At 76.4% G+C, this 19684-nt stretch carries 26 protein-coding genes and 1 tRNA gene; 14 read left to right on the plus strand and 13 right to left on the minus strand.

The genetic code is table 11. From position 1 onward, the window contains the following. Window positions 1–2 precede the first annotated feature (2 nt). Window positions 3–434 (minus strand): Lrp/AsnC family transcriptional regulator, encoded by a 432-nt coding sequence (locus tag ACI8AR_RS10840; RefSeq protein ID WP_456925970.1) that lies wholly within the window; start codon window positions 432–434, stop codon window positions 3–5. Between the two features lie 103 nt (window positions 435–537). Here ACI8AR_RS10840 and ACI8AR_RS10845 point away from each other — a divergent pair, with 103 nt between their 5' ends. Next, complete coding sequence (locus tag ACI8AR_RS10845) at window positions 538–1575, plus strand: ornithine cyclodeaminase (protein ID WP_457051032.1); 1038 nt, start codon at window positions 538–540, stop codon at window positions 1573–1575. After that, window positions 1572–2525 carry a citrulline utilization hydrolase CtlX gene (ctlX, locus tag ACI8AR_RS10850; RefSeq protein ID WP_457051033.1) on the plus strand — a complete coding sequence of 318 codons (954 nt, stop codon included), beginning with the start codon at window positions 1572–1574 and terminating at the stop codon, window positions 2523–2525. The genes ACI8AR_RS10845 and ctlX overlap by 4 nt, the downstream gene beginning before the upstream one ends. Window positions 2526–2535: 10 nt before the next feature. Here ctlX and ACI8AR_RS10855 read toward each other — a convergent pair whose 3' ends face one another. From ACI8AR_RS10855 to ACI8AR_RS10885, 7 genes are all read right to left on the minus strand, one after another. Continuing rightward, window positions 2536–2880 carry a hypothetical protein gene (locus ACI8AR_RS10855; RefSeq protein ID WP_457051034.1) on the minus strand — a complete coding sequence of 115 codons (345 nt, stop codon included), beginning with the start codon at window positions 2878–2880 and terminating at the stop codon, window positions 2536–2538. A gap of 118 nt (window positions 2881–2998) precedes the next feature. Further along, window positions 2999–3820 carry an ABC transporter permease subunit gene (locus tag ACI8AR_RS10860; protein ID WP_457051035.1) on the minus strand — a complete coding sequence of 274 codons (822 nt, stop codon included), beginning with the start codon at window positions 3818–3820 and terminating at the stop codon, window positions 2999–3001. Then, a complete protein-coding gene (locus ACI8AR_RS10865; RefSeq protein ID WP_457051036.1) occupies window positions 3817–4737 on the minus strand; it encodes an ABC transporter ATP-binding protein in 921 nt (306 codons plus the stop codon). The genes ACI8AR_RS10860 and ACI8AR_RS10865 overlap by 4 nt, the downstream gene beginning before the upstream one ends. A gap of 136 nt (window positions 4738–4873) precedes the next feature. Next, window positions 4874–5950, minus strand: coding sequence for an FAD-dependent oxidoreductase (locus ACI8AR_RS10870; RefSeq protein ID WP_457051037.1), 1077 nt, complete (start codon window positions 5948–5950; stop codon window positions 4874–4876). Window positions 5951–5977: 27 nt separating this feature from the next. After that, window positions 5978–6316, minus strand: coding sequence for a hypothetical protein (locus tag ACI8AR_RS10875; protein WP_457051038.1), 339 nt, complete (start codon window positions 6314–6316; stop codon window positions 5978–5980). 22 nt (window positions 6317–6338) lie between these two features. Beyond that, window positions 6339–7199, minus strand: coding sequence for an SDR family oxidoreductase (locus ACI8AR_RS10880; protein ID WP_457051039.1), 861 nt, complete (start codon window positions 7197–7199; stop codon window positions 6339–6341). After that, complete coding sequence (locus ACI8AR_RS10885) at window positions 7196–7825, minus strand: NAD(P)-dependent oxidoreductase (protein ID WP_457051040.1); 630 nt, start codon at window positions 7823–7825, stop codon at window positions 7196–7198. Before ACI8AR_RS10885 ends, ACI8AR_RS10880 begins: the two co-directional genes overlap by 4 nt. A gap of 54 nt (window positions 7826–7879) precedes the next feature. Here ACI8AR_RS10885 and ACI8AR_RS10890 point away from each other — a divergent pair, with 54 nt between their 5' ends. The 5 genes from ACI8AR_RS10890 (at window position 7880) to ACI8AR_RS10910 (ending at window position 10749) form a co-directional block, all read left to right on the plus strand. Further along, on the plus strand, window positions 7880–8344 hold the full coding sequence (locus ACI8AR_RS10890; protein WP_457051041.1) for a MarR family winged helix-turn-helix transcriptional regulator: 465 nt from the start codon (window positions 7880–7882) through the stop codon (window positions 8342–8344). A 118-nt stretch (window positions 8345–8462) separates the two neighbouring features. After that, entirely contained in the window at window positions 8463–9602 is a 1140-nt protein-coding gene (locus tag ACI8AR_RS10895) for a zinc-dependent alcohol dehydrogenase (protein ID WP_457051082.1), read from the plus strand. Between the two features lie 9 nt (window positions 9603–9611). Continuing rightward, a complete protein-coding gene (locus tag ACI8AR_RS10900) occupies window positions 9612–10193 on the plus strand; it encodes a hypothetical protein (protein ID WP_457051042.1) in 582 nt (193 codons plus the stop codon). Window positions 10194–10226: 33 nt separating this feature from the next. After that, window positions 10227–10418: a DNA-binding protein gene (locus ACI8AR_RS10905; protein ID WP_457051043.1), complete on the plus strand. Its 192-nt coding sequence runs from the start codon at window positions 10227–10229 to the stop codon at window positions 10416–10418. A gap of 19 nt (window positions 10419–10437) precedes the next feature. Beyond that, entirely contained in the window at window positions 10438–10749 is a 312-nt protein-coding gene (locus tag ACI8AR_RS10910) for an antibiotic biosynthesis monooxygenase family protein (protein WP_457051044.1), read from the plus strand. Window positions 10750–10799: 50 nt separating this feature from the next. Here ACI8AR_RS10910 and ACI8AR_RS10915 read toward each other — a convergent pair. Continuing rightward, a tRNA-Lys gene (locus ACI8AR_RS10915) sits at window positions 10800–10872 on the minus strand. 180 nt (window positions 10873–11052) lie between these two features. On the opposite strand from ACI8AR_RS10915, the gene ACI8AR_RS10920 reads away from it, so the two are divergent. The 4 genes from ACI8AR_RS10920 to ACI8AR_RS10935 all read left to right on the plus strand — a co-directional run bounded on the left by ACI8AR_RS10920 (window position 11053) and on the right by ACI8AR_RS10935 (window position 14175). Next, the gene (locus ACI8AR_RS10920; protein ID WP_457051045.1) at window positions 11053–12231 is read left to right on the plus strand and encodes a L,D-transpeptidase; all 1179 of its coding nucleotides are present in this window, start codon (window positions 11053–11055) and stop codon (window positions 12229–12231) included. A 61-nt stretch (window positions 12232–12292) separates the two neighbouring features. Next, entirely contained in the window at window positions 12293–12712 is a 420-nt protein-coding gene (locus ACI8AR_RS10925) for a hypothetical protein (RefSeq protein ID WP_457051046.1), read from the plus strand. An 87-nt stretch (window positions 12713–12799) separates the two neighbouring features. Beyond that, the gene (locus tag ACI8AR_RS10930) at window positions 12800–13897 is read left to right on the plus strand and encodes an exo-alpha-sialidase (RefSeq protein ID WP_457051047.1); all 1098 of its coding nucleotides are present in this window, start codon (window positions 12800–12802) and stop codon (window positions 13895–13897) included. Next, window positions 13894–14175 (plus strand): ubiquitin-like small modifier protein 1, encoded by a 282-nt coding sequence (locus ACI8AR_RS10935; RefSeq protein ID WP_457051048.1) that lies wholly within the window; start codon window positions 13894–13896, stop codon window positions 14173–14175. Before ACI8AR_RS10930 ends, ACI8AR_RS10935 begins: the two co-directional genes overlap by 4 nt. 7 nt (window positions 14176–14182) lie before the next feature. On the opposite strand, the gene ACI8AR_RS10940 is transcribed toward ACI8AR_RS10935, so the two are convergent. Both ACI8AR_RS10940 and ACI8AR_RS10945 read right to left on the minus strand, forming a co-directional pair. Continuing rightward, complete coding sequence (locus ACI8AR_RS10940) at window positions 14183–14428, minus strand: hypothetical protein (protein WP_456935133.1); 246 nt, start codon at window positions 14426–14428, stop codon at window positions 14183–14185. Window positions 14429–14532: 104 nt separating this feature from the next. After that, window positions 14533–14793: a hypothetical protein gene (locus tag ACI8AR_RS10945; RefSeq protein ID WP_457051049.1), complete on the minus strand. Its 261-nt coding sequence runs from the start codon at window positions 14791–14793 to the stop codon at window positions 14533–14535. 78 nt (window positions 14794–14871) lie between these two features. Here ACI8AR_RS10945 and ACI8AR_RS10950 point away from each other — a divergent pair, with 78 nt between their 5' ends. Both ACI8AR_RS10950 and ACI8AR_RS10955 read left to right on the plus strand, forming a co-directional pair. Beyond that, window positions 14872–16155: an MFS transporter gene (locus ACI8AR_RS10950; RefSeq protein WP_457051050.1), complete on the plus strand. Its 1284-nt coding sequence runs from the start codon at window positions 14872–14874 to the stop codon at window positions 16153–16155. A 98-nt stretch (window positions 16156–16253) separates the two neighbouring features. Next, complete coding sequence (locus tag ACI8AR_RS10955; RefSeq protein ID WP_457051051.1) at window positions 16254–16598, plus strand: ANTAR domain-containing protein; 345 nt, start codon at window positions 16254–16256, stop codon at window positions 16596–16598. Window positions 16599–16609: 11 nt separating this feature from the next. Here the strand turns inward: ACI8AR_RS10955 and ACI8AR_RS10960 are convergent, their stop codons facing one another. Further along, entirely contained in the window at window positions 16610–16990 is a 381-nt protein-coding gene (locus tag ACI8AR_RS10960) for a hypothetical protein (protein WP_457051052.1), read from the minus strand. A gap of 279 nt (window positions 16991–17269) precedes the next feature. Beyond that, window positions 17270–17614: an STAS domain-containing protein gene (locus tag ACI8AR_RS10965; protein WP_457051053.1), complete on the minus strand. Its 345-nt coding sequence runs from the start codon at window positions 17612–17614 to the stop codon at window positions 17270–17272. A gap of 376 nt (window positions 17615–17990) precedes the next feature. Here ACI8AR_RS10965 and ACI8AR_RS10970 point away from each other — a divergent pair, with 376 nt between their 5' ends. Beyond that, the gene (locus tag ACI8AR_RS10970) at window positions 17991–19565 is read left to right on the plus strand and encodes a CYTH and CHAD domain-containing protein (protein WP_457051054.1); all 1575 of its coding nucleotides are present in this window, start codon (window positions 17991–17993) and stop codon (window positions 19563–19565) included. Window positions 19566–19684 lie beyond the last annotated feature (119 nt).

Below are 19684 nucleotides of genomic sequence, written 5' to 3' on the forward strand. Positions count from 1 at the left end.
CCTCAGCGCAGGACGGAGGTCAGCAGCAGGCTCGTCTGGCTGTTGATCACCCCGGGCACCGACCGGATGCGGTTGAGCAGCCGGTCGAACTCCACGAGGTCGGTGGTGCGGTGCTCGGCGACGAGGTCCCAGGCGCCGTTGGTCGAGTGCATCGACTCGATCTCCGGGAAGCCGCGCAGGCGCCGGATGACGTCGTCGGTGGAGCGGCCCTCCACCTCGACCAGCGACACCGCCCGGACCCCGCCGGCGGCGGCCTCGTCCCGCACCCGCACCGTGAACCCGACGATGACGTCCTCGGCCACGAGCCGGTCCAGGTGGCTGGTCACCGTGGCCCGGGTGACCCCGAGCCGACGGGCCAGCTCGGCCACCGGCGCGCGGCCGTCCTCGCGCAGCGCCGAGAGCAGGCGGCGGTCGAGGTCACTGAGGTCGGCCATGCGCAGAACGTACAGCTGATCTTGCTGAAGTGGTCGGTGTCTGGGCACAACGCGCGCCGTTCGCTCATTGTGTGTGCAGATCGCCCAGCAATACCGTTCCGGCATGACCGCGTTCGTCGACGTGCGCAACATGGTCCGCTGGACGGCCGAGACCGGGCCGGAGCGGATCATCGCCGGGATGTCCCGCTCCATCGAGGACGACTTCCGCCGGTGGGAGTCCTTCGACAAGATCGCCCGCGTCGGCAGCCACACGCCCTGGGGCGTGATCGAGCTGATGCCGACCAGCGACGGCGAGACCTACGCCTTCAAGTACGTCAACGGGCACCCGAGCAACCCGGCGCGCGGCTTCCAGACGGTGAGCGCCTTCGGGGCGCTGGCCGACGTCTCCAACGGCTACCCGGTCTTCCTCGCCGAGATGACCCTGCTGACCGCGCTGCGGACGGCGGCGACGTCGGCGATGGTCGCCCGCCTCCTGGCCCGGCCGGACTCCCGGCGCCTGGCGCTCATCGGCGCCGGCAGCCAGTCGGAGTTCCAGGCGCTGGGCATGCGCGGGGCGCTCGGCATCAACGACGTCACGGTCTGGGACACCGACCCCGCCGCGATGGCCAAGCTGGTCCGCAACCTGGAGCCGCTGGGCTTCGACGTGACCGTGGCGTCCTCCGGCCGCGAGGCGGTGCGCGGCGCGGACGTCGTCACCACCTGCACGGCCGACAAGGCCCGGGCCACCGTGCTGCAGGCCGACTGGATCGAGCCGGGCATGCACCTCAACGCCATCGGCGGCGACTGCCCGGGCAAGACCGAGCTGGACCCCACGATCCTGCTGCGCGAGGACGTCGAGGTGTTCGTCGAGTTCCCGCCGCAGACCCGCATCGAGGGCGAGATCCAGGCGATGCCCGCCGACTTCCCGGTCACCGAGCTGTGGCAGGTGCTCACCGGCCGGGCGGCCGGGCGCACCTCGGCGGCCCAGGTGACGCTGTTCGACTCCGTCGGCTTCGCGATCGAGGACCTGTCGGCGCTGCGCTACGTGCGCGACGCCGTCGCCGGCACGCCGTGGGTCGACGACATCGACCTGGTCGCCGAGCCGGACGACCCCAAGGACCTGTTCGGGATGGTCGCGGCGTTCACGCCGATCCCCTCGTGACGCCCGGGGCCGCAGCCCAGGCCCCCTCGGCCGTCGTCCTCGTCCGCCCGCACGCCTTCTCGCCCAACCCGCTGACGCTCGGGGACAACGCCTTCCAGGTGCCCGTCGTCCGCGAGGACCCGGGCGTGCTCGCGCGGCGCGCCCACGACGAGGTCACCGCGCTGGCCGAGGCGCTCACCGCCGCGGGCGTGACGGTGCACCTGTTCGACGATCCCGATCCCGGCCGGCCCGACAGCGTCTTCCCGAACAACTGGCTGTCCACCCACGCCGACGGCCGGGTGGCGCTGTTCCCGATGTACGCGGCCAACCGGCGCGGGGAGCGGCGCGGCGACGTCGTCGAGTTCCTCAAGGCGGCCTACCGGGTGCACGAGGTGGTCGACCTCTCCGGCCTGGAGCACGACGGCCGCTACCTCGAGGGCACCGGCGCGATGGTGCTCGACCACGTGGCGCGCACGGCCTACGTCGCGCGGTCGCTGCGGGTCGACCCGTGGGCGCTGGACCGCTTCTGCCGCGGCTTCGGCTACGAGCCGGTGGTCTTCGACGCCGTCGACGCGGCCGGCCGGGCGGTCTACCACACCAACGTGATGATGAGCGTGGCCGGCGACTACGCGCTCGTCGGGCTGGAGCTGCTGCCGTCGGCGGCCGAGCGGGCGGAGCTCGTCGCCCGGCTGGAGGCGACCGGGCGCACCGTCGTCCCGCTCACCGGGCGGCAGGTCGGGGAGTTCGCCGGCAACGCCATCGAGGTGCAGGGCGCCGACGGCCCGGTGCTGGCGCTGTCCGCGCGGGCCGCGGCGAGCCTGGACGCCGGCCAGCGCCAGGCGATCGAGGCGTCGGCCCGGCTGCTGCCGGTCGCCGTCCCGACGGTCGAGCTGGCCGGTGGCTCGGTGCGCTGCACGATCGCCGGGGTGCACCTGGAGCCGCGCACCGCGGCGGTCCCGCTCCCGGTCTGACCCCCGGAGGTCAGGAGACGCGGTCGGCCGCGGCCCGCAGCGAGCGGATGAGCAGCAGCTCCTCGCCGGAGCGGCGCAGCCACTGCCGCAGCGCGGCGACGTCGGTGCGGGCGGCGTCCCGGACCGCCCCGAGCCGCAGCTGCCGGGTGTTGGCCTGCGCCCGCTGCGCCGGCGGCAGCGCACGCCCCTCGGCCCGGGCCTGCGCGGTGAGCGCCGCGCCGACGTAGACCAGGTCGCGCACCTCGTCGACCTCGGCCAGCAGGGTGTCGGCGCCGGCGTCGTCACCGGCCTCGAGGCGGGTCAGCAGCAGGTCGGCGCGCTCGCGCCCCAGGGCGGCGGGATCGGGGGAGGTCACCCCTCCACGGTGCCAGCCCGCCCCCTCCGTCCGGACGGAGGGGGCGGGCCGGAGCCCCGGCCCCTCTGCACGGTCCCGCGCCGAGCTCGCGAGGCGTGGGGGGCAGAGGGGTCCTTCGTCAGGCGTCGCGGCGGGTGAAGGCGACCGCGGCGACGGCGAGGACGACGGCGACCTCGGCGGCGAAGACGGCGAACCCGGCCCACGGCTCGAGCAGCAGCGGGTTGAACGACTCCGGCATCGCGATCCGCGAGCCCGCGTTGCCCGGCATGAGCTTGGTCAGCCACTCGCCCAGGGCGCCGGGCAGCAGCATCACCAGGTTGCCGACGAGGAAGACCAGCGCCAGCACCACCGACACCGCGGCGGCGGTGGAGCGCACCAGCAGCCCGACGGCCATCGCGAACACCCCGAGGCCGGCCATGTAGAGGCCGCTGCCGAGCAGCGAGCGCAGCACCCCGTCGTCGCCGAGGGACAGGCCGATGCCCTCCGCGGACAGGAACGCGTTGCCGCCGAGCCAGCCGAGCGTCGCGGTGACCACCCCGGCGACGAACAGGACGGCGCTGAGCACGACCGCCTTGGCCACGAGCACGGTGCCGCGGCGCGGGGTGGCGGCCAGCGTCGCGCGGATCATCCCGGTGCCGTACTCGGCGGTGACGACGAGCGCGCCGAGGACGACGGCGGTGACCTGCGCGAACAGCAGCCCCCAGGTGATGAACGCGCCGACCGGCTCGCCGGTCTCGCCGGCGGCGAGGTCGGGGGCGACCAGTGCGCACACGAGCGTGGTGAGCCCGGCGCCGAGGGCGACCATCGCGGCCACCGACCAGCCGGTGGAGCGCACCGACCACAGCTTGATCCACTCGGCGTGCAGGGCGCGGGGCAGCCCGGCGGTCGCGGCCGGGGCGGGGGAGGACGCGCGGGGCGCGGCCAGGGTGGAGGCGGTCACCGGGTCACCTCGGCGGGGCGGGCGGCGGCGTACTCGACGCTGCCGGCGGTCAGGGTCATGAAGGCGTCCTCGAGGGAGGACCGGACGAGGCCCAGCTCGTGCAGCACCAGGCCGGCGCCGGCGGCGAGCTCCCCGGTGGCGGCGGCGTCGACGCCCTGGACGCGCAGCTCGTCGCCGTCGCGGGTGACGTCGGCGCCCGCGCGCCGCAGCAGCTCGGCGAGGTCGGCGGGCCGGGGGGTGCGGACGCGCACGTAGGAGGCGGCGTGCTCGGCGATGAAGTCCGCCGTGGGGCAGTCGGCGAGCACCCGGCCGCGGCCGATGACGACGAGGTGGTCGGCGGTCAGCGCCATCTCGGCCATGAGGTGGCTGGACACCAGCACGGTGCGGCCCTCGGCGGCGAGGTCGCGGGCCAGGGTGCGCACCCAGCGGATGCCCTCGGGGTCCAGCCCGTTGACCGGCTCGTCGAGGACGACGACCGGGGGGTCGCCGAGCAGCGCGGCCGCGATGCCCAGCCGCTGGCCCATGCCGAGGGAGAACCGGCCGACCCGCTGCCCGGCCACCGCCTCCAGGCCGACCAGGCCGAGCACCTCGTCGACGCGGGCGGCGGGGATGCCGTTGGAGGCGGCCATCCAGCGCAGGTGCGCCCAGGCGGTGCGGCCGGGGTGCAGCGCGCGGGCCTCGAGCAGCGCGCCGACCGCGCGCAGCGGGGCGGGGTGGTCGAGGTACCGGATGCCGTCGACGGTGACCGAGCCCTCGGTGGGCCGGTCCAGGCCGATGACCATCCGCATCGTCGTCGACTTGCCGGCGCCGTTGGGGCCGAGGAAGCCGGTCACCCGGCCCGGGCGGACGGTGAAGGAGACGCGGTCGACGGCGACCCGGTCGCCGTAGCGCTTGGTGAGGCCGCCGGCGACGATCACGGGGTCACCGCCGGGGGAGGGGAGGGCTGCGAGGTCATGCCGGGAAGGCTCTCGGCAGCGGGGTGCCCGGCACATCGGGGAGGACCCCCGGCCCGACCCTGGACCGTCCCCCATCCGGTGCTGGGGGACGCCCCGGTCAGGCGCTGCGGGGCAGGTCCGCGGCGAGCAGCCGGCGCAGGGTCACCGCCGCCGTCCGGCCGGCCCGGTTGGCGCCGATCGTGCTCGCGCTGGGCCCGTAGCCGACCAGCTGCAGTCGCGGCTCGTCGACGGCGGAGGTGCCGTCGAGCCGGATGACGCCGTCGCGGGTGCGCAGCCGCAGCGGGGCCAGGTGGCCGACCGCGGCGCGGAAGCCCGTCGCCCACAGGATCACGTCGGCGGCGACCGTGCGGCCGTCGTCCCACGCGACGCCGTCGGGGGTGATCCGGTCGAACACCGGCAGGCGGGTGAGGACGCCGTCGTCCAGGGCGCGGCGCACCCACGGGGTGACCACCAGCCCGGTCGCGCCGACGACGCTGCCGGGCATCCGGCCGGCGCGCACCGCGGCCGCGACGCGGGCCACCGCCTCCCGGCCCTGCTCCTCGCCGAAGGGGCCCTCGCGCCGGACCGGCGGGCGGCGGGTCACCCAGGTGGTGCGGGCGACCGGCGCGATCTCGCCGAGCAGCTGCACCGCCGAGGCGCCGCCGCCGACGACCACGACCGACCGCCCGGCGAACTCCTCCGCGCCGCGGTAGCCGACCGTGTGCAGCTGCCGGCCGCGGAAGGTCTCCTGGCCCGGGTAGCGCGGCACGAACGGCCGCGTCCAGGTGCCGGTGGCGTTGACCACGCCGCGGGCCCGCCAGGTCCCCTCGGGCGCCTCGACCAGGAACCGGCCGTCGCCGGTGCGGCGCACCGCGGACACCCGCACCGGCCGCTGCACCGGCAGGGCGAAGCGCCGCTCGTACTCGGCGAAGTAGGCCGGCACCGCCTCGGCGGCGGGCCGGTCCTCCGACGCCGGTGCGAACGGCAGGCCCGGCAGCTCGTGCACCCGGTGGGTGGTCGCCAGGGTCAGCGAGGGCCAGCGGTGCTGCCAGGCCCCGCCGGGTGCGGCGTCGCCGTCGAGGACGACGAAGCCGCTGCCGGGCGGGAGGCCCTGGCGGGCCAGGTGGTACGCGGCGGACAGGCCGGCCTGGCCCGCGCCGATGACCACGACGTCGACGTCCCGCGGGCTGCTCACGCCCGCGGAACGCTCCCCGGGCCGCCGCTATGCCGGGGTGAGCCGGCCGAGGTCCGCGCCGGCCAGCGGCACCGGCGCCGGGTCGTATCCGAACCGCACGACGACCGCCCCGGGCCGGGCCTCGACCAGCCACGCGGTGCGCGGCTCACCGCGCTCGGGCGTGTAGGTCCAGCGCCCGGCGAGCAGCGCCAGGCCGCGCTCGCGCAGGAACGCGACGGCCTGCTCGCGGGTGGGGAAGTGCCGCAGCGGCATGCCGGGGACGGCGTGCGCGGTCCACCCGTCCCGGCCGTCGGCGGCGGTCAGGTGGCCGACGAGCTCGCCGTCCTCCGGACGGTGCACCGGATCGAGCGCGGGGGGAGTCGTCATGCCCTCCATGCTGGGCACGGGCTCAACCGGTTTCCGGGCGCCAGGCGTCGGCGTGGTCCTCGACGAACCGGCGCAGGGGAGTCGGCTCCCGGCCCAGCAGGCGGGCCAGGTCGTCGGTGGTGCGCGCGGCCAGCCCCAGCCGGGTGGTCGTGAACAGCAGGGTCATGACCAGCACCAGCCCGGGAGGCCTGCGCTCGGCCAGCTGCTCCCGTACGAAGGCGACCGCGCCCGGCCGCGGGTAGACGACCGGGCGGCCCAGCACCGCCGAGAGGGTCGCCGCGATCTCGGCGAAGGTCGGCGCCTCCCGGCCGGTCAGCTCGTAGGCCCTCCCCTCGTGGCCCGGCTCCGTCAGCGCCGTGGCGGCCACCTCGGCGAGGTCGCGGACGTCGACGTGGGCGGTCCGCCCGTTCCCGGCCGGCACCGAGATCCGCGACCGGTCCCGGATCTCCTCGCGGTGCACGGTGAGCAGGTTCTGGAGGAAGTTGGCCGGGCGCAGGTGGGTCCAGGCCAGGCCGGTGGCCTCCACCCGCCTCTCCAGCGCCCGGTGGGGGAGCAGCGGGTTGCGCCCGGCGGCCTGCACCGACAGCACGACGACCCGCCGCACCCCGGCGGCGGCGACCGCGTCGAGGAAGGGCTGCAGGCGTCCGGCCCGGGCGACGTCCGGCGGGCGGAGCAGGAACAGCGCCTCGACGCCGGAGAGGGCGGCCGGCCACGAGGTGGGGTCCTCCAGGTCGAGCCGGACGGCGGGCACGCCGGCCGGGAGCGCGGGAGCCGCCCGCTCCGGGTCGCGCGCGCCGGCCCGGACGTCGGCCCCGCGGCCGGCCAGCCGGCGGACGACCTCGCTGCCGACCGTGCCGGTGGCCCCGGCGACGAGCACGGTCACCGGTCGCCGGCCACGACGAACGGCGCCGCCGAGAGCCAGCTCCACCCCGCGGCGAGCTCCACCAGGGCGAGCGCGGCGTCCGCCTTGGCCAGCGGAGCCGCGCGCAGCCCCGGGGCCTCGGTCGTCAGCCGGTACCGGCCGGTGCCCGGCCGCTCGGCCAGGCGCGGCGGGCGCACCTGGGTCCAGTCCAGGTCCGAGCCGGCGAGCACCCGGTACTCGCCCTCCTTGTCCTCGACGACGTCCCGTGCCAGCCGGTGGGTCAGGCCCGAGACGAGGCGGGCGCCGCGTCCCTTGCGGTCGCCGGGCAGGTCCGCCCCCGCGCCGGAGATCCCGACGAACCGCCGCACCCCGGCCGCGCGCATGGCCGCGACCACCCCGGGCAGCGCCGCCCGGCCGACGTCCCCGCCCGAGGACCGGGTGACCCCGACGCACCACAGGACGGCGTCGGCCCCGCGCACCGCCCCGCCCACCAGGGCGGCGTCGCGGACGTCCCCGGGGCACTCGACGACCCCGGGCAGGCCCGTCGCCCGGCGGGCCACGGCGACCACCGTGTGCCCGCGCTCGGCCGCCAGCCGCACGGCGTGGCGGCCGACGCCGCCCGCCGCTCCGAACACCACGATGCGCACTCCGACCTCCCTGTCAGGTTCCCTGACAACAGGATGTCAGGTAACCTGACGTCCGTGCAACGGCGGGAGGAGCTGCCGCTGGCCTACCTGCTGCTGCAGGCGGGCCGGTCCTTCGACGCCGTCCTCCGGGACGAGCTCGCGGCCCGCGGGTGGCCGCGGCTGTCGGCGGCGCAGTCCCTCGTCTTCGCCTTCCTCGAGCCGGACGGGACCGCCCCGGCGGAGCTGGCGAGGCGGCTGGGCACCACCCGCCAGGCCCAGCAGGACCTCGTCGCCGGCCTGGTCCGCCTGGGCCTGGTCGAGACGGTCGCCGACCCCGCCCGGTCCCGCGGGCGCCTGGTCCGCCTGACCACCGCCGGCCGGCGACTCGCCCGCGACGCCGGCGCCGTCCTCGCCGGCCTGGAGGAGGACCTCGGCGAGCACGCCGCGGACCTGCGCCGGCTGCTCGAGGACGTCACCCGTGCCGCGGAGCGGAGGCGGTCCCGGGGCGCCGCCCGGGCGCCCGACTCGACGACCGCCTGAGCGGTCCGCGGCCCGTCCGGACGTCCGAGGCCGTTTCCGGCCGCCGGGTGCCGGGCACGGCTGCGGCAGCGCCGGTGTGCAGGGCCCGGCACGAGGAGAGGGGCGCTGCGTGCGCGCGATGGTCTACCGCGGGCCGTACAAGGTCCGCGTCGAGGACAAGGACGTCCCGTCGATCGAGCACCCGAACGACGCGATCGTCCGGGTCACCCTGGCCGCGATCTGCGGCTCCGACCTGCACCTCTACCACGGCCTGATGCCGGACACCCGGATCGGCCACACGTTCGGCCACGAGTTCATCGGCGTCGTCGAGCAGGTCGGCCCGTCGGTGCGGAACCTGCAGGTCGGCGACCGGGTGATGGTGCCGTTCAACGTCTTCTGCGGGTCGTGCTGGTTCTGCGCCCGCGGCCTGTACTCCAACTGCCACAACGTCAACCCGAACGCGACGGCGGTCGGCGGCATCTACGGCTACTCGCACACCACCGGCGGCTACGACGGCGGGCAGTCGCAGTACGTCCGCGTCCCGTTCGCCGACGTCGGTCCGGTGCGGATCCCCGAGTGGATGCACGACGAGGACGCCGTCGTCATGACCGACGCCGCGGCCACCGGCTACTTCGGCGCCCAGCTCGGCGAGATCGCCGAGGGGGACACCGTGGTCGTGCTCGGCGCGGGGCCGGTCGGGCTGGTCGCCGCCCAGTCGGCGTGGCTCATGGGCGCCGGCCGGGTGATCGTCGTCGACCACCTGCAGGAGCGGCTGGAGAAGGCGCGGACCATGGCCCACGCCGAGACGATCGACTACGACGAGCACGACGACGTCGTGGTCGAGATGAAGAAGCAGACCGACCACCTGGGCGCCGACGTCGTCATCGAGGCGGTCGGCGCGGAGGCCGACGGCAACTTCCTCCAGCACGTCACCGGGACGAAGCTGAAGCTGCAGGGCGGGTCGCCGGTCGCGCTCAACTGGGCGATCGACGGCGTGCGCAAGGGCGGCACGGTGTCCGTGGTCGGCGCCTACGGGCCGATCCCCAACGCGGTGAAGTTCGGCGACGCGCTGAACAAGGGGCTCACCCTGCGGATGAACCAGACGCCGGTGAAGCGGCAGTGGCCGCGGATGTTCGAGCACGTCCGCAACGGCCACCTGACCCCGCGCGAGGTGGTCACCCACCGCTTCCCGCTGGAGCACATCGCGGAGGCCTACCACGTGTTCTCCAGCAAGCTCGACGGCTGCATCAAGCCGCTGATCCTGCCCGACGCGGCCTGAGGGGCGACCATGACCGAGTCCGACATCCCGAGCGCGTACGTCCGCGACAAGCGCACCCCGACGCCGGGCCGCGAGGAGCTGCGGGCCCGCATCCCCGGGTGGGGCGCCGACCTCGACCCGGCCGACCGGCCCTCGTACCCGAAGCTGCAGTACCCGGCCGACACCGGCGCCCACTGGGACTTCCCCGAGCGCCAGCCCGGCAGCGAGGGCCGGGAGCGGTCGATCGAGCACGCCTTCGTGACGCCGGTGTTCGGCACCGCCCAGCCGCTGCGCGGCCTGTCCGGGACGATCCGCCGGTTCGCCTACGCCCGCTTCAGCGAGGGCCGGCTCGCGCACTGGCTGCTGCTGGTCGTCGGCGACCGCGTCGACGCCTGGGAGCACCACCTGCGGTCGTTCGCCTCCTCCCGGCCCGACGTGCCCGCCACCGGCCTGCGGACCGAGTTCACCCGCGGCGGCCTGCGCTCACGCCGCGGGCGCTCGGACGTCCGGCACCAGCTGCTCGACCCGGTGGTCGTCGCCGGGCCGTGGCTGGCGGGCGCCGGGGCCGCGGTGCTCGGCGTCCGCCGGGTGGTGCGCGCCGTCCGCGGCTGACCCGGCCCGCCCGGGGCCGCTACGGTCCCGGGCGTGACGCCGCTCGACGAGCTGCCCCGGATCGGCGCGCCGGCCACCCGCGCCCTGCAGCAGGCCGGGTACCCGGCCCTGTCCTCGCTCGACGGCGTCCCGCGGGCGGCGCTCGCCGCGCTGCACGGCGTCGGCCCGAGGGCGCTGCGCATCCTCGACGAGGCGCTGGCCGAGCACGGGCTGCGGCTGGGCTGAGCCGGAGGTCCGGACCTGCGTGTTCGTGCGGATCTGGGAGTACGACGTCGCCCCCGCGGTCGTGGGGCGGTTCGTCGCGGCCTACGGGGCGGACGGGGACTGGGCGCGGCTGTTCCGGCGGGCCGGCGGGCACGCCGGCACGGAGCTGTTCCGCGACGCGGGGGGCGGCGGCCGCTTCCTCACCGTCGACCGCTGGCGGGACCGGGGCGCCTGGACCGCCTTCCTCGAGCGGGAGGGGGAGGCGTACCGGGCCCTCGACGCGGAGCTCGCCCCGCTCACGACCCGCCAGCGCCCGCTGCTCGAGGGGACGGTCCCCGACGACGGCCCCTGAGACGGCGAGAGCGGCCCTCCCGCCGGGGGAGGAGCCGCTCTCGTGTGCTGTGCGCCATCAGGGACTCGAACCCCGAACCCGCTGATTAAGAGTCAGCTGCTCTGCCAATTGAGCTAATGGCGCGTGTCTCCCGGCTGCCCGGGTCACGAGGGAGAACGATACCAGCGGTCGACGGCGTCCCGCTCGGGGGTCCGCGGGTGGCGGACGCCACGGTTCCGTGATCCGCGTGGACACTGGGTGGGTACGGCTGTGCCGGGTGCGGGCGCGGCTCCGCGGGGACGAGGGGGCAACACGGTGCGACGGATGGCTGCGCTGGTCACGGCGGGGGCGCTGGTCCTGCTCAGCGGGTGCCAGAGCGGCGACGACGGCGGGACGTCGTCGGCGTCGTCGTCCGCGGCCCCGACCCCGGCCGACGCGGCGCCCGCGCAGCTGCAGCTCGCCCCGGCCGACGGCGCGGTCGACGTCGCCCCGGCCGACCCGGTGGAGATCTCCGTCACCGACGGCGAGCTCGCCGACGTCACCGTCACCGACCGGGCCGGCGCGGACGTCCCCGGCCAGGTGGCCGACGGCGACACCGAGGGCACCGACGTCTGGACGCCGGACGAGGACCTCGCCTACGGCAGCACCTACACGCTCACCGCCACCGCGACGAACGCCGACGGCGAGCAGGCCGAGGCGACCAGCACCTTCACCACCGTGGACCCGGAGACGGTGACCACCCCCTCGATCGGCCCGCTGGACGGCCAGACGGTCGGCGTCGGCATGCCGATCCGCGTGTACTTCGAGCAGCCGGTCGCCGACAAGGCCGCCGCCGAGAGCCACCTGCTGGTCACCAGCTCCACCCCCACCGACGGCGTCTGGAGCTGGATCAGCGACACCGAGGTGCACTTCCGCCCGTCGCAGTACTGGCCGGCGCAGACCGACGTGACCCTCGAGGCCGACCTCTACGGCGTCCCCCTCGGCGACGGCGTCTGGGGCGAGAAGGACCGCACGGTCTCCTTCCGCATCGGGGACCGGCACGTGTCCGTCGCGGACGTCGCGACGCACCGCATGCAGGTCTACGACGGCGACACGCTGGTGCAGGACTGGCCGATGAGCGCCGGCAGCCCGGACAACCCGAGCTACAACGGCCCGCACGTGGTCACCGAGCTCAACGCCGACCGGGTCATGGACTCGAGCACCTACGGCGTGCCCGTCGACAGCCCCGAGGGCTACCGCACGCCGGTGAAGTGGGCCGTGCGGCTGTCCGACAGCGGCGAGTTCGTGCACGGCGCCCCGTGGTCGGTGGCGCAGCAGGGCCGGGAGAACGTCTCCCACGGCTGCATCAACCTCTCCGACGAGAACGCCCGCTGGTTCTACGAGTTCTCCCAGCCGGGGGACGTCGTCGAGATCGTCAACTCCGACGCCGGACAGCTCACCTCGCCGATCGCGGACTGGACGATCCCGTGGGACCAGTGGCAGGCCGGTTCCGCGCTGAAGTGATCTCGGTTTCCCGGGGCGCTCACCAGGGCACTCTCGAGTCGATCTCGGGAGGGAGAGCGTCGTGGACACCTGGTTGATCGTGCTCATCGTCGTCGTGGCGGTCGTCGTGCTGGCCCTGATCGGGCTCGCGCTGGCCAAGCGCAGCCGGGTCGCCGGCGCACGCCGCCGCGAGCAGCAGCGCGCCCAGGCGCGCGAGCACCTCGAGGAGGCCCGGCTGCGCGGGGTGCAGGCGGAGAAGGAACAGGCCCTGGCCGAGGAGCAGGCCGCCCGCGCCCGCCGCGAGCGCGCCGAGGTCGAGGAGCGCACGCGCCTGGCCGAGCAGGAGGCCCGCCAGCGGGCCGAGGCGGCCCAGGAGCACGCCTCGGCGGCGGACAAGCTGCGGGCGGAGGCGGAGCGGCTGGCCCCCGGCCTCGCCGACCGGCACGCCGACGGGCACCCCGGCCGGACCGCCGAGGGCTCGGAGGGCTCCACGCGCCTCTGAGCGGGCCCACCGCTCAGTTCCGGCGCCGGCCGCGGTCTGCCGTGTCGGGAGGGACCCGCCGGGTCCCGCCGACGCCGCGGAGGCACCGTGACCGACCTGCTCGCCATCGGGACGCGCAAGGGACTGTGGCTGGCCCGCAGCGACGACGGCCGCCGCACCTGGACCGTGGACGGGCCGCACCTGCTGGCGCAGGAGGTGGCGGCGGTCGGCATCGACACCCGGGGCGGTGACTCCGACGGCGGGGCGCCGCGGGTGCTGGCCGGGGTCCGGTACGGCCACTGGGGCCCGACCGTCACCTGGTCCGACGACCTCGGCCGCACGTGGACCGAGACCGAGCAGGGCGCCATCCGCTTCCCGGCCGACACCGGGGCCGCGCTGGCCCGCGTCTGGCAGATCCGCCCGGACACCGCCGACCGCCCCGGCGTCGTGTGGGCCGGGTGCGAGCCGCACTCGCTGTGGCGCAGCGACGACGGCGGCCGCACCTTCGCGCTGGTCCGCGGCCTGTGGGACTACCCGCACCGGCCGACCTGGGAGCCGGGCGGCGGGGGCGGCGCGGTGCACACCGTCCTGCCGGACCCCACGACCGACCGGGTGCTGGTGGCGATGAGCGCCGGCGGTGTCTACGCCAGCGACGACGGCGGGGCGACGTGGGTGCCGCGCAACGCCGGCATCACCGCGCCGTTCCTGCCCGACCCGCCGCCGGAGTACGGGCAGTGCGTGCACAAGGTCGCCGCCGACGCGGGCGACCCCGACCGCTTCTACGCGCAGAACCACTTCGGCGTCTTCCGCACCGACGACGGCGGCGCGTCCTGGACCTCGATCGCCGAGGGCCTGCCCGTCGACTTCGGCTTCCCGGTGGCCGCCTCGCCGCGCACCCCGGGCACCGCCTGGGTGGTGCCGCTGGTCGCCGACGCCGAGCGGGTGCCGCCGGACGGGCGGCTGCGGGTGCACCGGACCCGCGACGCCGGCGCCACCTGGACCGAGCTGGGCGCGGGGCTGCCCGACGCGTCCTGGACCTCGGTGCTGCGCGACGCCGTCTGCGTCGACGAGGGCGACCCGACCGGCGTCTACGTGGGCACCCGGGACGGCTGCGTCTACGCCAGCGCCGACGAGGGCGACACCTTCACCACGGTGGCGGAGCACCTGCCCGACGTCCTGTGCGTCCGCGCGGCGGTGCTGCCGTGAGCGTCGAGGTGCTGCTGCCGGGCGCGCTGGCCGACCTGGCCGGCGGCTCCCGGCGGCTGCAGGTGGACCCGGGCGACGCGACGCTGGCCGGCCTGCTCGACGCGCTGGCGGCCACCCACCCGGTGCTGGAGCGGCGGATCCGCGACGAGGCGGGGGAGGTCCGCCGCTTCGTCAACGTCTACGTCGACGGCGACGACGTCCGCTTCTCCGCGGGCCTGGCGACGCCGGTGCCCGCCGGGTCGGTGGTGCAGGTGCTGCCCTCGGTCGCGGGCGGCTGAGGGTCGCTCAGAGGCGGGCCAGCTCCGCGCACTCCCGGCAGAGCTGGTGCTCCTCGTACTCCTCCGGCGGCCACTCCGTCTGCTCGTCCACCGCCACGTACGCGCCGCACAGCGACTTGCGGCTGCGGCCGGTGACCCGGCCGATCGTCGCGTGCGCCGGACCGATCTGCCGGGGCTGCAGGCCCTCGGGGCTGCCGACCGAGCCGACCATCACGACCGCGTGCGCGGTCCCGTAGGAGAAGGCAGTGGTCATACCGCCAGGGTCCGAGGCGGCGCGGCGGCGGGCCAGCACCGCCCGGTGCGTGTCCGGATCGGGGCGGCGCACCCGCCCCTGCCGTCACAGGCGGCACACCGGGGTCAGGCGCCGGGGGCCCCGTCCGGGGTCGCGCTGATCCGCGCGGCGGCCGCGTCGATCCACGGCTGCCCGGTGTCCAGGCCCTCCGCCGTCGCGACGGCCCGCACCGCCGCCGTCGTCACGTCCAGCGGCTGCCCGGGCACGCGGTCGGAGGCCAGCTCGTACACGAGCAGGGCCTTGAGCCGGCTCTCCAAGGGCATGCCGTCCAGCTGTTCCCGCCAGTCCCCCACGGGGGAGCGGTGCCCGGTCCGGGTCCGGTCCATGCGCGTTTCCGGAACCCCGGCGGCGTGGTTCCGGCGGGCGGCGGGAGGGCGGCCCGCGCTGCGGGGCACCATGGGCCGGTGACCGCCTCCCCGCGGGCGCTGGCGCCGCTGCGCTCGGCGGCCTACCGCCGGCTGGCGCTCTCCCTGGCCCTGTCGCTGGTGGCCAACGGCGCCTGGGCGGTGACCGCCGTCTGGCAGGTGGTGGCTCTCGGCGGCGGCCCGGCGGAGCTGTCGCTGGTGACCGGCGCCTCCGCGGTCGGGACGCTGGCGACGGCGCTGCCCGGCGGGGTGCTCGCCGACCGGGTGCCGCAGCGCCACCTGCTGGTCGCGGTCACCCTGCTGGCGGCGGTGCCGGTGGGCCTCGCCGGGGCGCTGTCGGTGGCCGGCGCGCTGCCGCTGCCGCTGCTCGCCGTCGCCGGGCTGCTCGGCGGGGCCGGGCTCGGGCTGCACTACCCGGCCTACTCGGCGCTGGTGCCCGCGCTGCTGCCCGAGGACCAGCTGCTGGCCGCCAACGGCCTCGAGGGCGCGATGCGGCCGCTGCTCTACCAGGTCACCGGCCCCGCGCTGGCCGGGCTGCTGGTGGCGGCGGCCTCCCCGGGCGCGGCGCTGCTGGTCACGGCGGCCACCTCGCTCGCGGCCACCGTCTGCGTCCTCGGGCTGCCGCTGCTGCCCGTGCACCGCGCCGCGGACGGGCCGGCGCACCCGGCGCGGGCGCTGCTGGCCGACCTGCACGAGGGGCTGGCCTTCCTCGTACGCACCCGCTGGCTGCTCGCCACGCTGCTGTTCGGGGCGCTGATGCTGCTGGTCACCACCGGGCCGCTGCAGGTCCTGACGCCGTTCGCCCTGCGCGAGCGCGCCGGCGGCGGCCCCGTCGAGCACGCGCTGGTGCTCGCCGGCTCCGGCGTCGGCGGCGCGCTGAGCTCGCTCGTCGTCGCCTCGCGGCCCCTGCCGCGCCGCTACCTCACGACGACGGTGCTGCTGTGGGCGGCCGGCTGCCTGCCGCTGGTCGCGTTCGGCACCACGACGTCGGTGCCCGTCATGGTCGCCGCCGCGGTCCTCGTCGGCGCCGGGGTGCACGGCGGGATGACGATCTGGGGCACCCTGCTGCAGCGCCGCGTCCCGTCGGCGCTGCTCGGCCGGGTGTCCAGCCTCGACTTCGTCGTCTCGGGCGCGCTGGTGCCCGTGTCGGTGGCCCTCGCCGGGCCGCTGGGCGAGGGCGCCGGCCTGCGGGCGGCGTTCCTCGTGGCCGGCCTGGCCCCGCCGGTGCTGGCCGCGGTCACCCTCCTGGCCGCCCGGCTGCCGGCCGACGAGCGCGCCCACCCGCTGGACCGGCCGCTGCCCGCCCCGGACGCCGGACGCTGAGGGAAGGGGTGTCGGCTACCGTCGGGCGAACGACCAGGTGTCCAGCCCCGGGCACCCGGTGACGCGGCCCCTCCGCCCCGCCCGCACGGAGACCACCCGTGGTTGACCACGCCCCCGCGGAGCGCCCGCCGGCCGGCGCCGACGGCCGGTCGCGTCCCTCACCCGGCTCCACCTCGGCGGCCGTCGCCGCCGCTCTGCAGCGGGCCGCCGACCAGGTCGCCCGCATGGAGAAGAACCTGCTCGTCGCCGACGAGCAGATGACGCACCTGCGCGTCGCCCTCGAGTCGAACCGGCGGATCGGCATGGCGATCGGCATCCTCATGGCGCTGCGCAAGGTCGACGAGGAGGCCGCGTTCGGCCTGCTCAGGACCGCCAGCAGCCACCGCAACGTCAAGCTGCGCCAGGTGGCCGAGGAGGTCATCCGCACCGGGACGCTGGACTGACCGCTCCCCGCTCAGCCGTCCTGCGCGCGGTCGACCGCGGCCTGCTCCCGGTCGATCCGGGCGGCGGCCCGGTCGCGGGCCGCCTGCTCCCGGTCGGCCGCGGCCGCCTCGCGGTCACGGGCCGCGGCCCTGCGGTCGGCCTCCTGGGCGTCGCGGTCGGCGCGGGCGGCCTCCCGGTCGGCCGCCCTGTCCCGGCCGACGGTCGCGTGCCGGTGCCCGGCGGCCGTCATGCGCTCCAGGGCGCGCTCGTCGCGGTCCTCGGCGTCCCGGTCGCGGTCGCGGGCGTCGGCGTCCCGCTCGGCAGCGGCGTCGTCGCGGTCCCAGCCGGCGGTGACGGGGTCGCCGGTGCCGGTGTGCCGTCGTCCGGCATCGGGGGCAGAGGTGCCAGGCACGGGGGACCTCCTCGCCTCGGCGGTTCCTGGGGCCATCCTCGCCCGGCGGCCGTCCCTCCGCACCCTCCCGGGGAACGGCAGAGGCCCTATTCGAGCTTCGTCGGCGACACCGGGATGGTGCATCCCGAGACGCCGCGGACGGCGAGCAGCGGCTGCGGCGTGCGAGGCCTGGCCGCCCTGATGCTGCTGGCGTGGTGGCCCGCAGCCTGGCGCCGCGTCATCGACCGCGGTCCGTACGTCGGTCCTCGCATCCGTGCCGATGACGTCGTGGAGGCCGGGTCACTTGGCGCCGCCGGAAGTTCTCACGGCGTCAGCGTCTCGTCCGTGGTCGGCGTCGTCGTGGAGGAGATGGGAACTCAGGTGCAGCCGGCTCAGCGCGCTGCGCAGCTGTGGTGACGCGCCGTGCGCGGTGATCCGTCGGCCCTGCCGCATCGCTCGGCGGTGGGCGTCCCCGATGGCCCGCAGCGCGGCGTGATCGGCGACCTCCAACTCGCTCACGTCGATGACCAGGGTCGGCTGCTCGGTGCCCAGCAGGACCGACACGGCTTCGCGCAGCAGTCGTGCGCTGCGGCCGTCCAGCCGACCGATCGCGGTCACGCGACCGGTCGGCAGGTCCAGGTGCACGTCGAGCGTCGACGAGCCGGCGGGACGCCTCGGCTCCTGCCGCTCGCGTGGTCGGGGGACCGCTGCCGGCCCCCTCGGCAACGCCGGGCCCGGATCCGGCGCGGGGTCGCGGAGGTGGCGTCGCCTCCCGGTCCGCCGGTGGCGTCGCTGACGTCACGCTGGCCTCCTCGCCCTCCCGGTCGGACGGCCGCGCCGGCCGAGGACGTCCGGCCACATGCTCGGGCTCCCGTGGCGGGGTGCGCCTCACCCGACGCGGAGGATCGCGCTGCGCTCACCGGCGGAATCCCGCGCGATCGAACACAGGGTCGGGGGCGCTTCGGCCTGGTACACCTGCGGGACGCCGGCCGTTCACGTGTGGATCGAGAAGAAGGTTCACGTGGAGATCGCGAAGAAGTACGCCGCGCAGAAGTCGTTCGAGCTGCCGTCGTCGACCGAACTGGTGGCCAGATCCGCGGAGGGCCGCAGCACGGCGGTCGACCCGGCGACCCCGGTCGCCGAGGGAGAGCCGGAGGCCCAGCGGCTGGAGGCGGTCTACTTCGACACCGCGGACCTCCGTCTGGCGACGGCGGGGTTGACCCTGCGCCGGCGCACGGGCGGCGAGGACGCCGGATGGCACCTCGAGGTCCCCGCGGGGACCGGGGCGTGCTCGGAGGTGCGCCTGCCGCTGGGCCGCGCCACCCGGACCGTCCCCGAGGCGCTGCAGAACATGGTCTGGGCCCACAGCCGAGGCGCCCCGCTGCGGCCGGTCGCCGAGATCACCACCGACCGGACGGTGCGCCGGCTGGTCGATGCGACCGGGCAGGCGCTGGCGGAGATCGCCGACGACCGCGTCAGCGCGCGCAGGCTGTGGCCGACCGATGGCAGCGGAGACGCGGCCGGCGCCGCCACGTCCTGGCGGGAGATCGACGTGGGACTCGTCGGCGGCGCGACCGACCTCCTCGACGCCGTCGACACCCACCTGCGGGCTCGGGGACTGCGCGAGGCCCCGAGCTCCTCGGAGCTCGTGCAGGTAATGAACGGGCACCAGCGCGTCGCGCCGGCGGAGCGGAAGGCGGCGAAGCTCACGACCGAGTCGGCCGCCGGGGAGGTGGTCCTCGCCTACGTCCGCGAGCAGGTGGAGCAGATCCGGTCGCAGGACCTGCCGGTGCGCCTGGACGCCCCCGACGCCGTCCACAAGATGCGGGTGGCCACCCGGCGGTTGCGCAGCGCCCTGGCCACGTTCAAGCCGCTGTTCGCCGGCGACGTGGTCCGCCCGCTGCGCGGGGAGCTCAAGTGGCTGGCCGCGGAGCTGGGCGCAGCCCGGGACGCCGAGGTGATGCGCGACCGCGTGCGCTCGGCGGTCGAGGCGGAGAACCCGCTCGGCGAGCCGGGTCCGGTCGCCGAGGTGACTGCAGCGGAGCTGGGCGCCGCCTACCGCAGCGCCCACGACCGGGTGCTCGCCGAGCTGGACGGCGAGCGCTACCACCGCCTGCTGACCGACCTCGACGACCTGGTCGCCTGCCCGCCGTTCACCGCGCGCGCCGGAGCCCGCGCCGGGAAGGCGCTGCCGCGACTGGTGGCCCGCAGCTACACCGGGGTCCGCCGCCTCGTCGAGGACGCATCCGCCCGGCCCGCCGGCCCCGAGCGGGAGGAGCTGCTGCACGACGCCCGCAAGGCCGCGAAGGCCGCCCGCTACGCCGGTGAGTCGGTCAGCCGGGTCTTCGGTGCCGACGCCACCGCGTTCGCGCGGGCGATGGAGGCGGTGCAGGAGGCGCTGGGGGAGCACCAGGACTCCGTCCTCACCCGGGAACGGCTGCGCGACCTGGCCGAGCACACCTCCAGCACCAGCACCGCCTTCCTCTACGGGCGCCTGCACGCACTCGAGGAGGCGCGATCAGCGCAGTCCCGGCAGCACTTCGACGACGCCTGGAAGGCGGCGGGCCGCAAGTCCCTGCACCGCTGGCTGCGATGACTGCTCGTCGCTCCGGTCGGCTGCTACCCGGCGGTCAGGCGCGGCAGGCCGGACCTCGCCCACGACGGGCGGATCCGGGCCGATGCAGCGGTCGTGCCAGAGGCGACTGCTCCGACCGG

The organism is Geodermatophilus sp. SYSU D01036, assembly GCF_054050435.1.

Bases quoted from the DNA above. Each gene is read 5' to 3' on its own strand.
- ACI8AR_RS10840 (WP_456925970.1), bottom strand. From the start codon at position 434: ATGGCCGACCTCAGTGACCTCGACCGCCGCCTGCTCTCGGCGCTGCGC.
- ACI8AR_RS10845 (WP_457051032.1), top strand. From the start codon at position 538: ATGACCGCGTTCGTCGACGTGCGCAACATGGTCCGCTGGACGGCCGAG.
- ACI8AR_RS10875 (WP_457051038.1), bottom strand. From the start codon at position 6,316: ATGACGACTCCCCCCGCGCTCGATCCGGTGCACCGTCCGGAGGACGGC.
- ACI8AR_RS10895 (WP_457051082.1), top strand. From the start codon at position 8,463: ATGGTCTACCGCGGGCCGTACAAGGTCCGCGTCGAGGACAAGGACGTC.
- ACI8AR_RS10900 (WP_457051042.1), top strand. From the start codon at position 9,612: ATGACCGAGTCCGACATCCCGAGCGCGTACGTCCGCGACAAGCGCACC.
- ACI8AR_RS10920 (WP_457051045.1), top strand. From the start codon at position 11,053: ATGGCTGCGCTGGTCACGGCGGGGGCGCTGGTCCTGCTCAGCGGGTGC.
- ACI8AR_RS10940 (WP_456935133.1), bottom strand. From the start codon at position 14,428: ATGACCACTGCCTTCTCCTACGGGACCGCGCACGCGGTCGTGATGGTC.
- ACI8AR_RS10945 (WP_457051049.1), bottom strand. From the start codon at position 14,793: ATGGACCGGACCCGGACCGGGCACCGCTCCCCCGTGGGGGACTGGCGG.